At 71.8% G+C, this 15313-nt stretch carries 13 protein-coding genes and 1 pseudogene; 12 read left to right on the top strand and 2 right to left on the bottom strand.

Annotated features, from left to right (window positions below):
* Positions 1-34 precede the first annotated feature (34 nt).
* Together thrS and ACFIF2_RS25425 are read left to right on the top strand one after the other, a co-directional pair.
* Complete coding sequence (gene thrS, locus ACFIF2_RS25430; protein ID WP_395575556.1) at positions 35-2014, top strand: threonine--tRNA ligase; 1980 nt, start codon at positions 35-37, stop codon at positions 2012-2014.
* Between the two features lie 76 nt (positions 2015-2090).
* The gene (locus ACFIF2_RS25425) at positions 2091-2639 is read left to right on the top strand and encodes an HIT family protein (protein WP_395575555.1); all 549 of its coding nucleotides are present in this window, start codon (positions 2091-2093) and stop codon (positions 2637-2639) included.
* A gap of 25 nt (positions 2640-2664) precedes the next feature.
* Here the strand turns inward: ACFIF2_RS25425 and ACFIF2_RS25420 are convergent, their stop codons facing one another.
* Positions 2665-4326 (bottom strand): hypothetical protein, encoded by a 1662-nt coding sequence (locus ACFIF2_RS25420; RefSeq protein ID WP_395575554.1) that lies wholly within the window; start codon positions 4324-4326, stop codon positions 2665-2667.
* Positions 4327-4501: 175 nt separating this feature from the next.
* Positions 4502-6700 (bottom strand): elongation factor G-like protein EF-G2, encoded by a 2199-nt coding sequence (locus ACFIF2_RS25415; protein ID WP_395575553.1) that lies wholly within the window; start codon positions 6698-6700, stop codon positions 4502-4504.
* A gap of 207 nt (positions 6701-6907) precedes the next feature.
* Between ACFIF2_RS25415 and pgsA the strand changes: the two are divergent.
* The 10 genes and pseudogenes from pgsA (at position 6908) to ruvB (ending at position 15195) form a co-directional block, all read left to right on the top strand.
* A pseudogene (pgsA, locus tag ACFIF2_RS25410) lies at positions 6908-7631 on the top strand (phosphatidylinositol phosphate synthase).
* The gene (locus ACFIF2_RS25405) at positions 7628-8560 is read left to right on the top strand and encodes a phosphatidylinositol mannoside acyltransferase (RefSeq protein WP_395575552.1); all 933 of its coding nucleotides are present in this window, start codon (positions 7628-7630) and stop codon (positions 8558-8560) included. The pseudogene pgsA and the gene ACFIF2_RS25405 overlap by 4 nt, the downstream one beginning before the upstream one ends.
* A complete protein-coding gene (locus ACFIF2_RS25400; RefSeq protein ID WP_395575551.1) occupies positions 8557-9720 on the top strand; it encodes a glycosyltransferase family 4 protein in 1164 nt (387 codons plus the stop codon). Before ACFIF2_RS25405 ends, ACFIF2_RS25400 begins: the two co-directional genes overlap by 4 nt.
* Before the next feature lie 67 nt (positions 9721-9787).
* Entirely contained in the window at positions 9788-10330 is a 543-nt protein-coding gene (locus tag ACFIF2_RS25395) for a hypothetical protein (protein WP_395575550.1), read from the top strand.
* A 161-nt stretch (positions 10331-10491) separates the two neighbouring features.
* Complete coding sequence (gene pdxS / locus ACFIF2_RS25390; protein WP_395575549.1) at positions 10492-11403, top strand: pyridoxal 5'-phosphate synthase lyase subunit PdxS; 912 nt, start codon at positions 10492-10494, stop codon at positions 11401-11403.
* A gap of 12 nt (positions 11404-11415) precedes the next feature.
* Positions 11416-12021, top strand: coding sequence for a pyridoxal 5'-phosphate synthase glutaminase subunit PdxT (gene pdxT / locus ACFIF2_RS25385; protein WP_395575548.1), 606 nt, complete (start codon positions 11416-11418; stop codon positions 12019-12021).
* Between the two features lie 50 nt (positions 12022-12071).
* Positions 12072-12824 (top strand): YebC/PmpR family DNA-binding transcriptional regulator, encoded by a 753-nt coding sequence (locus tag ACFIF2_RS25380; protein WP_395575547.1) that lies wholly within the window; start codon positions 12072-12074, stop codon positions 12822-12824.
* Between the two features lie 120 nt (positions 12825-12944).
* Positions 12945-13502: a crossover junction endodeoxyribonuclease RuvC gene (ruvC, locus tag ACFIF2_RS25375; RefSeq protein WP_395575546.1), complete on the top strand. Its 558-nt coding sequence runs from the start codon at positions 12945-12947 to the stop codon at positions 13500-13502.
* Complete coding sequence (gene ruvA, locus ACFIF2_RS25370) at positions 13499-14104, top strand: Holliday junction branch migration protein RuvA (RefSeq protein ID WP_395575545.1); 606 nt, start codon at positions 13499-13501, stop codon at positions 14102-14104. The genes ruvC and ruvA overlap by 4 nt, the downstream gene beginning before the upstream one ends.
* Positions 14105-14124: 20 nt before the next feature.
* Complete coding sequence (gene ruvB / locus ACFIF2_RS25365) at positions 14125-15195, top strand: Holliday junction branch migration DNA helicase RuvB (protein WP_395575544.1); 1071 nt, start codon at positions 14125-14127, stop codon at positions 15193-15195.
* Positions 15196-15313: the final 118 nt, after the last annotated feature.

Here is a 15313-nt window from a genome sequence, read left to right as displayed (position 1 = left end):
GGCGCCGCGGCCCCACTTCAGTCAGGAGAGACCGGTGTCAGACGTCCGTGTGATCATCCAACGCGATTCCGAGCGGGAAGAACGCGTGGTGACGACGGGCACTACGGCCGCCGAGCTCTTCGCCGGCCAGCGCTCGATCATCGCGGCGCGGGTGGCCGGCGAGCTGAGGGACCTCGCCTACGAGGTCCGGGACGGAGAGACCGTCGAGGGCGTCGAGATCTCCTCCGAGGACGGCCTGAACATCCTGCGCCACTCCACCGCGCACGTCATGGCGCAGGCCGTGCAGGAGCTGTTCCCCGAGGCCAAGCTGGGCATCGGCCCGCCCATCCGGGACGGCTTCTACTACGACTTCGACGTCGAGGAGCCCTTCACCCCCGAGGACCTCAAGCGCGTCGAGAAGAAGATGCAGGAGATCCAGAAGCGGGGCCAGCGCTTCTCCCGTCGCGTCACCAGCGACGACGCGGCCCGCGAGGAGCTGGCGGACGAGCCGTACAAGCTGGAGCTGATCGGCCTCAAGGGCAACGCCGCGCAGGCCGCCGACGGCGCCGACGCCGAGGTGGGCAGCGGCGAGCTGACCATCTACGACAACCTCGACGCCAAGACGGGCGAGCTGTGCTGGAAGGACCTGTGCCGTGGTCCGCACCTGCCCACCACGCGGAACATCCCGGCCTTCAAGCTGATGCGGTCGGCCGCCGCCTACTGGCGCGGCAGCGAGAAGAACCCCCAGCTCCAGCGGATCTACGGCACCGCCTGGCCGTCCAAGGACGAGCTGAAGGCCCACCTGGACTTCCTCGCCGAGGCGGAGAAGCGCGACCACCGCAAGCTCGGGTCCGAGCTGGACCTGTTCTCCTTCCCCGACGAGCTGGGCCCCGGCCTCGCGGTGTTCCACCCCAAGGGCGGCGTGATCCGCAAGGTCATGGAGGACTACTCGCGCCGCCGGCACGAGGTCTCCGGCTACGAGTTCGTGAACACCCCGCACATCTCGAAGGAGCACCTCTTCGAGATCTCCGGGCACCTCCCGCACTACGCGGAGGGCATGTTCCCGCCCATCCAGTTCGACGAGCAGAACTACCGCCTCAAGGCGATGAACTGCCCGATGCACAACCTGATCTTCAAGTCCCGCGGGCGCTCCTACCGTGAACTGCCGCTGCGGCTCTTCGAGTTCGGGACCGTGTACCGGTACGAGAAGTCGGGCGTCGTGCACGGCCTGACCCGTTCGCGCGGCTTCACCCAGGACGACTCGCACATCTACTGCACCAAGGAGCAGATGCCGCAGGAGCTGGACACGCTCCTGACGTTCGTCCTCGACCTGCTGCGCGACTACGGGCTGAACGAGTTCGAGCTGGAACTGTCCACCCGCGACGACTCCGACAAGTTCATCGGCTCGGACGAGGACTGGGCGGAGGCCACAGAGGCGTTGCGGCAGGCCGCCGAGAAGCAGAACCTGCCGCTGGTCCCGGACCCGGGTGGCGCCGCCTACTACGGCCCGAAGATCTCCGTTCAGGCGCGCGACGCCATCGGCCGGTCCTGGCAGATGTCGACGATCCAGGTCGACTTCAACCAGCCCAAGCGCTTCAACCTCGAGTACACCGCGGCAGACGGCTCGCGCCAGCAGCCCGTCATGATCCACCGGGCGCTGTTCGGCTCGATCGAGCGGTTCTTCGGCGTCCTGCTGGAGCACTACGCCGGCGCCTTCCCGGCCTGGCTGGCGCCGGTCCAGGCCCTCGGCATCCCGATCGGCGACGCGCACGTGCCGTACCTCCAGGAGTTCGCCGAAAAGGCGCGCGCCGCAGGGCTGCGGGTCGAGGTGGACGCTTCCTCCGACCGGATGCAGAAGAAGATCCGCAACGCCCAGAAGCAGAAGGTGCCCTTCATGGTCATCGCGGGCGACGAGGACATGGAGCACAGCGCCGTCTCGTTCCGCTACCGCGACGGCTCGCAGGAGAACGGCATCCCCGTCGACGAGGCCATCGCGAAGATCGCGAAGGTCGTCGAGGAGCGGGCGCAGGTCTGACCGACCGGCGCGAAGGCCCCCGGAGAGACCCGGGGGCCTTTGTCCGTCACCCCACGCCACGCCATATGCTGCACGCATGACGAGTGAACCGGAGCAGCAGCTTGGAGTGGGGGCGCCGGACGCGTTCCAGCGTCTGTGGACGCCCCACCGGATGGCCTACATCCAGGGCGAGAACAAGCCGAGCGGCCCCGGTGCCGACGACGGCTGCCCCTTCTGCTCGATCCCGGCGAAGTCCGACGAGGACGGCCTGATCGTCCGGCGCGGCGAACTGGTCTACGCGGTCCTCAATCTGTACCCCTACACCGGCGGCCACACCATGGTCGTGCCCTACCGGCACGTCGCCGACTACACGGATCTGACGGAGGCGGAGACCGCGGAGCTCGCGGCACTCACCAAGCAGGCGATGACGGCGCTGCGCGGGGCCTCCGGGGCCCACGGTTTCAACCTGGGAATGAACCAGGGCACGGTGGCCGGCGCGGGCATCGCCGCCCACCTTCACCAGCACATCGTGCCCCGGTGGGGCGGCGACTCCAATTTCATGCCCGTGGTCGGCCAGACCCGGGTGCTGCCGCAGTTGCTGGGGGACACCCGCAAGATGCTGGCGGAGGCGTGGCCCTCCGCCTAGCACCGCGGGCCCTCCGCAGCCGGAGCTACGCGTTGTAGAGGTCGGCCTTGCCCGGCGTCGGATCCTGCACCGCCGTACTGAGGAACGCCGAGCGCGAGCCGAACTTCTCCGTGTCCACGCCGTTCTCCTCCAGCACCCGGATCGCCGCCGAGTGCACCACCCGCAGCACCGGTGTGGCCGCCCGCAGCGCGTCGTCGGCCATGAAGCGGTGCCGCCAGGGCTGGTCCGCCCACGCGTGCCGGAGTCCGAACGGCTCCGGCAGGGCGATCGTGCCGCCGAGCCAGTTCAGCAGCGGGGGATACCAGGTGAGCGGGGCGCGGACGGCGAGGCGGACCACCTCGCCGGCCGTGACCAGCGGGAGCATCACCTTGCGGGTCTCCCAGGGCTTGAACGACTTGGCGACCTCCTTGGAGGGTGCCTCCGGCTTGGTGGTGAACAGGGGGTTCACCGGGCCCAGGGCGTGACCGGTGACCTCGATGCGCAGCGTCTCGTGCAGGACCGTCACCGTGATCAGCATGGTGATGACCAACTGGCCGTCCCACAGCGTCCATTGGACGCCCAGGTAGTGCCGGTCGCCGGCGCCGAACTGCTGCTTGTTGCAGATGTCCTGGATGGCGTGCGACTTGACCTGGTAGGCCTCGACGTCCGTGCCCTCCGGCCGGGACACCGCCTTGGCGTTCTCGCCGATCGGCGTCACGATCCAGTGCCGTATGGACGGCTTCGGGAAACCGCCCGTGTTCAGCGGGCCGCGCTCCAGCATGCGCAGCTGGTCGTGGATGGCCCGGACGACGTCCCAGCTGCGGAAGGGGTGGATCTCCCGGGTCGGGTCGGCGGGCACCAGGTTCTCGGCGAGCTGCCAGCTGCCCCAGCGGGTGCCCATGCCGAGTATGCCCTTGGGGCCGGCGTAGAACACGGAGTTGGACTGCTGCTCGGCGCCGAGCTTGGCCAGGGACTGGCGCAGCTGCTCGGCCGCGGTCTCGCCCGGGCTGCTGGGCACCGCCTCCGGCACCTTGGCGCCGACCCCGCTGCCGGACAGGAGCCCGTCCCAGCGCTCCCGCAGGTCCCTCGCCGTGCCCTCGCAGACGCGCTTGGCCCAGAACCAGCCGACGACGGGCATCACGACCGCGGCACGCGCGTACCAGGCCCAGAACCCGGAGAAGGGCATCTTGACGAGGAACAGCACGGCCAGCGCGGCGATCGCCACGAGCACCGCGGTGCCCAGCGCGCCCGCCTGCTTGTTCTCCGCCTTGGAGACGGTGGTGCGGATCTGGAAGCCGAGCAGCCAGACCAGCATGCCGGGCAGGAACAGGACGCCGCACAGCATGATCACGGCGGACAGCCGGGCGTCACGGGCCTTGCGGATGCCGTTGGCCGCGAGGCAGTGCTCGACGACCACCTGCGGCTCGGCCCCGAAGGACTGGATCAGGGGCTTGCGGCCGCTGCCGAGCATCCGGTCGGCCACCGCGCGGGAGAACGCCTCGCCGAGGTTCGGCCGGAGCAGGGAGGCCCAGGACCGGCCCGCGTTGACGGTCGTCTGGTGCCACTCGTTGTCGGCCTTCTTGATCTCCTCCACCGGGTTGTCCCGGTAGGCGGCGGAGGCCAGCGCGAACGTGGCCGTCTGCCCTCCGTCGTCCGTACGCGGCACCTGCGGCCCGAAGAAGTCCGCGTAACCGCCGTCAACGGTCATTCCCGCCCCCGATCGCTACCACTGTCGTTCTGCGGCCTTCCCGACTTCCCTGCCCCGCACACCTGTTGATCAGGTCATCAGCGTATCCGCAGCCGCCGACATGCGTCAGCGGACGTCCGAAGGCGCCCCCGTGCGCGCGGGTCGCCCCCGGGACGCGCCGTCGCGCGCCGGGGTGTCAGGACGCGGTCCGCTGCTCCTCCCGCAGACGTTCCGCGATCTGCTGGGGCATCGGTTCGTGCCGCGCGTAACGGCGGTGGAAGCGCGCGGTGCCGTGCGACAGGGACCGCAGGTCCACCGCGTACCGGCCGATCTCCAGCTCGGGCACCTCGGCCCGGATCAGGGTCCGCCCGCCGCTGGTCTGCTCGGTGCCCAGCACCTTGCCGCGCCGCCCCGACAGGTCGCTCATCACGGCGCCCACGTAGTCGTCGCCGACCAGGACGCTCACCTCGGCCACCGGCTCCAGCAGGTGGATCCGCGCGTCGGCGGCGGCCTCCCGCAGGGCCAGCGCGCCGGCGGTCTGGAAGGCCGCGTCGGAGGAGTCCACCGAGTGCGCCTTGCCGTCCAGCAGCGTCACCCGCACGTCGATCAGCGGGTGGCCCGCGGCGACGCCCTTGGCCGCCTGCGCGCGCACGCCCTTCTCGACGGACGGGATGAACTGCCGGGGCACCGCGCCGCCGACCACCTTGTCCACGAACTCGATGCCCGAGCCGCCCGGCAGCGGTTCGACCTCGATCTCGCAGATGGCGTACTGCCCGTGCCCGCCGGACTGCTTCACGTGCCGCCCCCGACCGGCCGCCTTGCTCCCGAACGTCTCCCGGAGCGGGACCCGGTGGGGTACGACGTCGACCTGGACGCCGTAGCGGCTGCGCAGCCGCTCCAGGGCCACGTCGGCGTGGGCCTCGCCCAGGCACCACAGCACCACCTGGTGGGTGTCCTGGTTCTGCTCCAGGCGCATCGTCGGGTCCTCGGCGACCAGCCGCGCCAGGCCCTGGGAGAGCTTGTCCTCGTCGGGTTTGCTGTGCGCCTGGATGGCGAGTGGCAGCAGCGGGTCGGGCATGTCCCACGGGGCCATCAGCAGCGGGTCGTCCTTGGCCGAGATGGTGTCCCCGGTCTCCGCGCGGCTCAGCTTGGCCACGCACGCCAGGTCGCCCGCGATCACGTGCGGGACCGGACGCTGCTGTTTGCCGAAGGGGGTCGACAGCGCGCCGATCCGCTCGTCGACGTCGTGGTCCTCATGGCCCCGGTCGGCCAGTCCGTGCCCGGAGACGTGCACGGTCTGGTCGGCGCGCAGGGTGCCGGAGAAGACGCGGACCAGCGAGATCCGGCCGACGTACGGGTCGGAGGACGTCTTGACGACCTCGGCGACCAGCGCGTCGTCGGGATCGCACCCGCGCAGCTCGCGCGGGGCGCCGTCGGGGGTGGTGACCCGGGGCGCCTCGCGCTCCAGGGGGGTCGGGAAGCCGCGGGTGATCAGCTCCAGCAGCTCGACCGTGCCGAGCCCCTGGCGGGCGCCGTCGGCGGCGGGGGCGGCGGCCAGGACGGGGAAGAACACCCCGCGCGCCACGGCCCGCTCCAGGTCCTCGATGAGCGTCTTCACGTCGACCTGCTCGCCGCCGAGGTAGCGCTCCATGAGGGTCTCGTCCTCGCTCTCCGAGATGATCCCCTCGATCAGCATGGAGCGGGCCTCGTCGAGCAGCGGCAGCTGGTCCTCACCGGGTTCCGACTCCTCGCGTTCGCCGGAGGCGTAGTCGAACAGCTTCCGCGACAGCAGGCCGACGAGCCCCGTCACGGGCGCGTGCCCGTCGGGTGCCTCGGGCCCGCGCAGCGGCAGGTACAGCGGCAGCACGGCGTCGGGATCGTCCCCGCCGAAGGCCTCCGAGCAGATCCGCGTCATCTCCTCGAAGTCCGCGCGGGCGGCCTCCAGGTGCGTGATCACGATGGCGCGGGGCATGCCGACGGCCGCGCACTCCTCCCACACCATCCGCGTCGCGCCGTCCACCCCGTCGGAGGCCGAGACGACGAAGAGGGCCGCGTCCGCCGCGCGCAGACCGGCCCTCAGCTCCCCGACGAAGTCGGCGTACCCCGGGGTGTCCAGGAGGTTGATCTTGATGCCGTCCCATTCGACCGGTACCAGGGACAGCTGTACGGAGCGGTGCTGCCGGTGCTCCATCTCGTCGTAGTCCGAGACGCAGCCGCCGTCCTCCACGCGGCCCGCCCGGTTCAGTGCTCCCGCGGTGAGCGCGAGAGCCTCCACCAGAGTCGTCTTGCCCGATCCGGAGTGGCCGACCAGCACCACGTTCCGTACGGACGTGGGACGGTCGGCCGCCGTTGCCCTTCCGGCGGCTCCGGGGTGGGTGTGTGCCTTGTCGCCCATGTCCTTGCCTCCCGTGCACGGTGAGGTCACTGTGGGCGCGGACACGCGGGACCGCGTGCACTGGCGGCTCCGGCGACGCCCGCGGTCCTTCGAGCTTTCCACTCCCGTCACGCCGCGTCCATACGAACGTCCCGATCCCGCCGTCCACCGGCCGCCCGCCCGGGGGTCAGGGTGCCCGGCCGTCACCCACGCGCGCGCGTGGCTACGATGGGCCAGCCGGTGGCCAGCAAGGGCCGCGGCCACACCGACCGTCGGGAAGGCCATGCTGAACAAGTACGCGCGTGCATTTTTTACGCGTGTCCTCACACCGTTCGCCGCGTTTCTCATCCGCCGGGGCGTCAGCCCGGACACGGTCACGCTGATCGGCACCGCCGGTGTGGTCGCCGGCGCACTGGTCTTCTACCCCCTGGGTGAGTTCTTCTGGGGCACGGTCGTGATCACGCTCTTCGTCTTCTCCGACCTGGTCGACGGCAACATGGCCCGCCAGCTCGGCCGCTCCAGCCGCTGGGGCGCCTTCCTGGACTCCACGCTGGACCGGGTCGCCGACGGCGCGGTCTTCGGCGGCTTCGCCCTCTGGTACGCGGGCGGGGGCGACGACCTCGTGCTGTGCGCCGTGTCGATCTTCTGCCTGGCCAGCGGCCAGGTGGTGTCGTACACCAAGGCGCGCGGCGAGTCGATCGGCCTGCCGGTCGCCGTCAACGGCCTGGTCGAGCGGGCCGAGCGGCTCGTCGTCTCGCTGGTCGCCGCCGGACTGGCGGGACTGCACGCGTTCGGCGTGCCCGGCATCCAGTACCTCCTGCCGGTCGCCCTGTGGATCGTCGCCGTCGGCAGCCTGGTCACGCTGGTCCAGCGCGTCGTCACGGTCCGCCGCGAGGCTGCCGAGGCCGACGCCGCCGCGCAGGAGAACCAGGGCACCGAGGCGGCCAAGTGAGCGCTCGGGACCGGCTCACCGACGGCCTGTACGGCGCCGGCTGGAGCACCGTGAAGAAGCTCCCCGAGCCGGTCGCCGTACGGCTCGGCCGCACCATCGCGGACGTCGCCTGGAAGCAGCGCGGCGCGGGCGTGCGGCGGCTGGAGAGCAACTACGCGCGCGTGCTGCCCGAGGCCGGGCCGGAGCGGCTCGCCGCGCTCTCGCGCGCGGGGATGCGCTCGTACCTGCGGTACTGGATGGAATCGTTCCGGCTCCCGGCGTGGAGCGCCGAGCGGATCAGGGCCGGCGTGACCGTCGAGGACCTGCACCACCTGACCGAGGGCATGGACGCGGGCAAGGGCGTCGTCGTCGCCCTGCCGCACCTGGCCAACTGGGACCTCGCGGGCGCCTGGCTCACCACCGAACTGGGCATCCCGTTCACCACCGTCGCCGAGCGCCTCAAGCCGGAGACCCTCTACGACCGCTTCGTCGCCTACCGCGAGGGCCTGGGCATGGAGGTCCTCCCGCACAGCGGCGGCACGGCCTTCGGCACGCTGGCCCGGCGGCTGCGCGACGGCGGCCTGGTCTGCTTGGTCGCCGACCGCGACCTGTCCGCCTCCGGTACAGAGGTCGACTTCTTCGGCGAGACGGCCCGGATGCCCGCGGGCCCGGCCCTGCTCGCCCTGCAGACCGGCGCCCGGCTGCTGCCGGTGACGCTCTGGTACGACGACTCGCCCGTCATGCGGGGCCGCGTGCACCCGCCGGTCGCGGTGCCCGGGTCAGGTACGCGGGCCGAGAAGACGTCCGTCATGACACAGGCGCTGGCCGATGCCTTCGCCACGGGGATCGCCGACCACCCGGAGGACTGGCACATGCTCCAGCGCTTGTGGCTGAAGGATCTCGACCCGGCCAAGGCTCCCGGGGCCGCCGGCGAGCGGGGCGCCTCGTGAGGATCGGCATCGTCTGCCCGTACTCGTGGGACGTGCCGGGCGGCGTCCAGTTCCACATCCGGGACCTGGCCGAGTACTTCCTCCGGCTCGGCCACGAGGTGTCCGTCCTCGCGCCCGCCGACGACGACACCCCGCTGCCCCCGTACGTCGTCTCGGCCGGCCGCGCGGTGCCGGTGCCGTACAACGGCTCGGTGGCCCGGCTGAACTTCGGTTTCCTGTCGGCGGCCCGGGTGCGGCGCTGGCTGCACGACGGCGCCTTCGACGTCATCCACATCCACGAGCCGACCTCGCCCTCCCTCGGCCTGCTCGCCTGCTGGGCGGCGCAGGGCCCGATCGTGGCGACCTTCCACACGTCCAACCCGCGCTCCCGCGCGATGATCGCCGCGTACTCGATCCTCCAGGCCGCCCTGGAGAAGATCAGCGCCCGGATCGCCGTGAGCGAGTACGCCCGCCGGACCCTGGTCGAACACCTCGGCGGCGACGCGGTCGTCATCCCCAACGGCGTCGACGTCGACTTCTTCGCCGACGCGGAGCCCAGGCCCGAGTGGCAGGGCGACACCATCGGCTTCGTCGGCCGCATCGACGAACCCCGCAAGGGCCTGCCGGTCCTGATGCGGGCGCTGCCGAGGATCCTCGCCGCCCGCCCGCAGACGCGGCTGCTGGTCGCCGGGCGCGGCGACGAGGAGGAGGCGGTGGAGAGCCTGCCGAGGGAACTGCGCTCCCGCGTGGAGTTCCTCGGCATGGTCAGCGACGAGGACAAGGCCCGCCTGCTGCGCAGCGTCGACCTGTACGTCGCGCCGAACACCGGCGGCGAGAGCTTCGGGATCATCCTCGTCGAGGCCATGTCGGCCGGCGCCCCGGTGCTCGCCTCCGACCTGGACGCCTTCGCCCAGGTCCTCGACCGGGGGGCGGCCGGCGAGCTGTTCCCCAACGAGAACGCCGACGCCCTGGCCGACGTGGCGGTGCGCCTGCTGGCGGATCCGGAACGCCGGGCCGAGTTGCGCGCGCGCGGCAGTGCGCACGTACGGCGCTTCGACTGGTCGACGGTCGGCGCGGACATCCTGTCCGTCTACGAGACGGTCACGGCGGGCGCGGCGGCGGTGGCGGCGGACGACCGGGCGACGGGGCTGCGGGCCCGCTTCGGCCTGGCGAGGGACTGAGCACCGGGCCCCCTGGACGGGTATCGGGATTCCCGGCCCGCCCCCGGGGTGACTAGGGTTGCGGCCCGTGACCGCAACTCTCATCTGGATCCTGGTCGTCCTCGTGGCCGTCGGCCTGTACCTGAGCTGGACGGCCGGCCGGCTGGACCGGCTGCACGCCCGGATCGACGCCGCCCGTGCCGCACTCGACGCGCAGTTGCTGCGCAGGGCGTCCGTGGCCCAGGAGCTGGCCACCTCGGGCGTCCTCGACCCCGCCGCGTCCATCGTCCTGTACGAGGCCGCGCACGCCGCCCGGCAGGCGGAGGAGGAGCAGCGGGAGGTCGCCGAGAGCGAGCTGAGCCAGGCGCTGCGGGCGGTGTTCGCCGACGCGCACCAGGTGGACGCCCTGCGCGAGGCGCCCGGGGGAGAGGAGGCGGCCGACGAGCTGGCCGAGGCCGTACGGCGCGTTCCGATGGCCCGGCGGTTCCACAACGACGCGGTGGGAGCCGCGCGCCGGCTGCGCGAGCACCGCAAGGTCCGCTGGTTCCGCCTGGCCGGACACGCGCCCTTCCCGCTCGCCTTCGAGATGGACGACGAGTCGCCGGCCGCCCTGGTCGAGCGGGCCGCGTAAGCCCGGCCCGGGTGCCCGGTGGCGCGCCCGGCCCGGGTGTCCGGTGGCGCGCCCCGGCACCGAAAACGATCCACCGCCTTCCCATTGGCCCTTGCTGTGGCCTGGTCCCCTCGCGTTTCCTCGGTTCTGCAGAAAGCCCCCTTTCCCTCAGCGAGGTACCCGTGTCCAGCACGTTCTCCGAAAACCAGGCCCCCGAGACCGGCACCGCCCGCGTGAAGCGCGGCATGGCCGAGCAGCTCAAGGGTGGCGTGATCATGGACGTCGTCACGCCGGAGCAGGCGAAGATCGCCGAGGACGCGGGCGCCGTCGCCGTCATGGCCCTGGAGCGCGTCCCGGCCGACATCCGCAAGGACGGCGGCGTGGCCCGGATGTCCGACCCGGACATGATCGAGGGCATCATCGAGGCCGTCTCGATCCCGGTGATGGCCAAGTCCCGCATCGGCCACTTCGTCGAGGCCCAGGTCCTGCAGTCCCTTGGCGTCGACTACATCGACGAGTCCGAGGTCCTCACCCCGGCCGACGAGGTCAATCACAGCGACAAGTTCGCCTTCACGACCCCCTTCGTCTGCGGCGCCACCAACCTCGGCGAGGCCCTGCGCCGCATCGCCGAGGGCGCCGCGATGATCCGCTCCAAGGGCGAGGCCGGCACCGGCAACGTCGTCGAGGCGGTCCGCCACCTGCGGCAGATCAAGAACGAGATCGCCCGCCTGCGCGGCTACGACAACAACGAGCTGTACGCCGCCGCCAAGGAGCTGCGCGCCCCCTACGAGCTGGTCCGCGAGGTCGCCGAGCTGGGCAAGCTCCCCGTCGTCCTCTTCTCGGCCGGCGGTGTCGCCACCCCGGCCGACGCCGCGCTGATGCGCCAGCTCGGCGCCGAGGGCGTCTTCGTCGGCTCCGGCATCTTCAAGTCCGGCGACCCGGCCAAGCGCGCCGCCGCCATCGTGAAGGCGACCACCTTCTACGACGACCCGAAGATCATCGCGGACGCGTCCCGCAACCTCGGCGAGGCCATGGTCGGCATCAACTGCGACACCCTCCCCGAGACCGAGCGCTACGCCAACCGCGGCTGGTAAGGCACCCGAACCATGAGTGACACCCCCGTCATCGGCGTCCTGGCCCTCCAGGGCGACGTACGGGAGCACCTCGTCGCCCTGGCCGCGGCCGACGCCGTGGCCAGGCCGGTGAGGCGCCCCGAAGAACTCGCCGAGGTCGACGGCCTGGTCCTGCCCGGCGGCGAGTCCACCACCATCTCCAAGCTGGCCGTCCTCTTCGGCGTGATGGAGCCCCTCCGCGCGCGCGTGCGCGACGGCATGCCCGTCTACGGCAGCTGCGCCGGCATGATCCTGCTGGCCGACAAGATCCTCGACCCGCGCTCCGGGCAGGAGACGGTCGGCGGCATCGACATGATCGTGCGCCGCAACGCCTTCGGACGGCAGAACGAGTCCTTCGAGGCGGCCGTCGCCGTCAAGGGCGTGGACGGCGGCCCCGTGGAGGGCGTCTTCATCCGCGCCCCCTGGGTCGAGTCCGTGGGCGCCGCGGCCGAGGTGCTCGCCGAGCACGACGGCCACATCGTCGCGGTCCGCCAGGGCAACGCGGTGGCCACGTCGTTCCACCCGGAGCTGACCGGCGACCACCGCGTGCACCGCCTCTTCGCCGACATGGTGCGCGCGAACGGGGCCGTGGAGTCCTAGTAGGATTCCTGCGTTCGTACAAAGACGGGTTACGCGAAGGAGACAGGCAGATGTCCGGCCACTCTAAATGGGCCACGACGAAGCACAAGAAGGCCGTCATCGATGCCAAGCGCGGCAAGCTCTTCGCGAAGCTGATCAAGAACATCGAGGTCGCGGCCCGCATGGGCGGCGCCGACATCGACGGCAACCCGACGCTGTACGACGCCATCCAGAAGGCGAAGAAGCAGTCGGTCCCGAACAAGAACATCGACTCCGCGGTCAAGCGCGGTGCCGGCCTTGAGGCCGGTGGCGCCGACTACGAGACGATCATGTACGAGGGCTACGGTCCGAACGGCGTCGCGGTGCTCATCGAGTGCCTCACCGACAACCGCAACCGCGCCGCCTCCGACGTCCGCGTCGCCATGACCCGCAACGGCGGCTCCATGGCCGACCCGGGCTCGGTGTCGTACCTGTTCAACCGCAAGGGCGTCGTCATCGTCCCCAAGGGGGAGCTGAGCGAGGACGACGTCCTCGCCGCCGTCCTGGACGCGGGCGCCGAGGAGGTCAACGACCTCGGCGAGACCTTCGAGGTCCTCAGCGAGGCCACCGACCTGGTCGCGGTCCGCACCGCCCTCCAGGACAACGGCATCGACTACGAGTCCGCCGACGCCAACTTCGTCCCGACCATGCAGGTCGAGCTGGACGAGGAGGGCGCCCGGAAGATCTTCAAGCTGATCGACGCCCTGGAGGACAGCGACGACGTACAGAACGTCTTCGCCAACTTCGACGTGAGCGACGAGATCATGGAGAAGGTCGACGCGTAACGCCGCCGCGCGCACGGCGATTTCCGGCGGGCCGGAGGGACACGTCCCCCGGCCCGCCGCCGTTGTCGGTGGCACCCGATAGCCTGCACAAACAGGTGATCGAGCAGAGGGGACCACGGCGTGCGCGTACTGGGGGTGGACCCGGGGCTGACCCGCTGCGGCGTCGGCGTCGTGGAGGGCGTCGCGGGCCGACCGCTCACCATGGTCGGCGTCGGCGTCGTCCGCACGCCCTCGGACGCGGACCTCGGCCACCGTCTCGTCGCCGTCGAGCAGGGCATCGAGCAGTGGCTCGACGAGCACCGGCCGCAGTACGTCGCGGTGGAGCGCGTCTTCAGCCAGCACAACGTCCGCACGGTGATGGGCACCGCCCAGGCCAGCGCCGTGGCGATCCTGTGCGCCTCCCGCCGCGGCATCCCCGTCGCCCTGCACACCCCCAGCGAGGTCAAGGCCGCCGTCACCGGCAGCGGCCGCGCCGACAAGGCCCAGGTGGGCGCCATGGTGACCCGCCTGCTGCGGCTCGCCGAGCCCCCGAAGCCCGCCGACGCCGCCGACGCCCTCGCGCTCGCCATCTGCCACATCTGGCGCGCCCCCGCGCAGAACCGCCTCCAGCAGGCCGTCGCCCTGCACGCAGCCCGGGCCCCCCGCTCCCCGCACGCCTCGAAAGGCCGTACGCCATGATCGCCTTCGTCAGCGGCACCGTCGCCGCCCTCGCCCCCGACGCCGCGGTGGTCGAGGTCGGCGGCGTCGGCATGGCCGTCCAGTGCACGCCGAACACGCTCTCCACGCTCCGCCTCGGCAAGCCCGCCAAGCTCGCCACCTCCCTCGTCGTCCGCGAGGACTCGCTCACGCTGTACGGCTTCGCCGACGACGACGAGCGCCAGGTCTTCGAGCTGCTCCAGACGGCCAGCGGCGTCGGCCCCCGCCTGGCCCAGGCGATGCTCGCCGTGCACAGCCCCGACGCCCTGCGCCGAGCCGTCTCCACCGGGGACGAGAAGGCGCTCACCGCCGTGCCCGGAATCGGCAAGAAGGGAGCGCAGAAACTGCTCCTGGAACTGAAGGACCGCCTCGGCGAACCGATCGGCGCCCCGGCCGTCGGCGCCCCGGTCAGCAGCGGCTGGCGCGACCAGCTGCACGCCGCCCTCATCGGACTCGGGTACGCGACCCGCGAGGCCGACGAGGCCGTCTCCGCCGTGACCCCCCAGGCGGAGGCCGCCCAGGGCACGCCCCAGGTGGGTCAGTTGCTGAAGGCGGCCCTGCAGACGCTCAACCGCGCCCGATAGCCGGCTAGGAGACTCATCAAGTGAACTGGGACGACACGACCGACACCAACGCCTCCGAGCGGCTGGTGGGCCCTGTCGCCGACGGCGAGGACCAGGCCGTGGAGGCCGCCCTGCGCCCCAAGGACCTGGGCGAGTTCATCGGCCAGGAGAAGGTGCGCGAGCAGCTCGACCTCGTGCTGCGTGCCGCCCGCGCGCGCGGGGCGACCGCCGACCACGTGTTGCTCTCCGGTGCCCCCGGCCTCGGCAAGACCACGCTCTCGATGATCATCGCGGCCGAGATGGGCGCCCCCATCCGCATCACCTCCGGCCCCGCCATCCAGCACGCCGGCGACCTCGCGGCGATCCTCTCCTCCCTCCAGGAGGGCGAGGTCCTCTTCCTCGACGAGATCCACCGCATGTCGCGGCCCGCCGAGGAGATGCTCTACATGGCGATGGAGGACTTCCGCGTCGACGTCATCGTCGGCAAGGGGCCCGGCGCCACCGCCATCCCGCTGGAGCTGCCCCCCTTCACCCTGGTCGGGGCGACCACCCGCGCGGGGCTGCTGCCGCCCCCGCTGCGCGACCGCTTCGGCTTCACCGCCCACATGGAGTTCTACGGACCGGCCGAGCTGGAACGGGTCATCCACCGCTCGGCGGGTCTGCTCGACGTCGAGATCGACACGGCCGGCGCCGCCGAGATCGCCGGCCGCTCCCGCGGCACGCCCCGCATCGCCAACCGCCTGCTGCGCCGCGTCCGGGACTACGCCCAGGTCAAGGCCGACGGCCTGATCACCCAGGAGATCGCCGCGGCGGCCCTCGCGGTCTACGAGGTCGACGCCCGGGGCCTGGACCGGCTGGACCGGGGCGTCCTGGAGGCCCTGCTCAAGCTGTTCGGCGGCGGTCCGGTCGGCCTGTCCACGCTCGCCGTCGCCGTGGGGGAGGAGCGTGAGACAGTGGAAGAGGTCGCCGAACCCTTCCTCGTCCGGGAGGGCCTCCTGGCCCGCACCCCGCGCGGACGGGTCGCGACCCCGGCAGCCTGGGCCCACCTCGGCCTCACCCCGCCGCGTTCGCAGACCTCCGGAAACGGACAACAGGACTTGTTCGGGGCGTGACCACACCGTCACGAAGAGGACATTCGCCGGAGCAGGAACCCCGGTGCCATGCTGAGCGTTGTTCCATGCGCGCGGACTCGCTTAGACTCCGCCGATGCCGCCCCTGTCGGCGGCGCAC

The organism is Streptomyces sp. BK79 (genome assembly GCF_044142145.1).
Lineage (GTDB): Bacteria > Actinomycetota > Actinomycetes > Streptomycetales > Streptomycetaceae > Streptomyces.
Note: the sequence above shows the minus strand (reverse complement) of the source record. Positions and strands in the feature narration are given on the sequence as shown.

Bases quoted from the DNA above. Each gene is read 5' to 3' on its own strand.
- pdxT (WP_395575548.1), top strand. From the start codon at position 11,416: ATGAGTGACACCCCCGTCATCGGCGTCCTGGCCCTCCAGGGCGACGTA.
- ACFIF2_RS25420 (WP_395575554.1), bottom strand. From the start codon at position 4,326: ATGACCGTTGACGGCGGTTACGCGGACTTCTTCGGGCCGCAGGTGCCG.
- ruvA (WP_395575545.1), top strand. From the start codon at position 13,499: ATGATCGCCTTCGTCAGCGGCACCGTCGCCGCCCTCGCCCCCGACGCC.
- ACFIF2_RS25380 (WP_395575547.1), top strand. From the start codon at position 12,072: ATGTCCGGCCACTCTAAATGGGCCACGACGAAGCACAAGAAGGCCGTC.
- ACFIF2_RS25425 (WP_395575555.1), top strand. From the start codon at position 2,091: ATGACGAGTGAACCGGAGCAGCAGCTTGGAGTGGGGGCGCCGGACGCG.
- ACFIF2_RS25415 (WP_395575553.1), bottom strand. From the start codon at position 6,700: ATGGGCGACAAGGCACACACCCACCCCGGAGCCGCCGGAAGGGCAACG.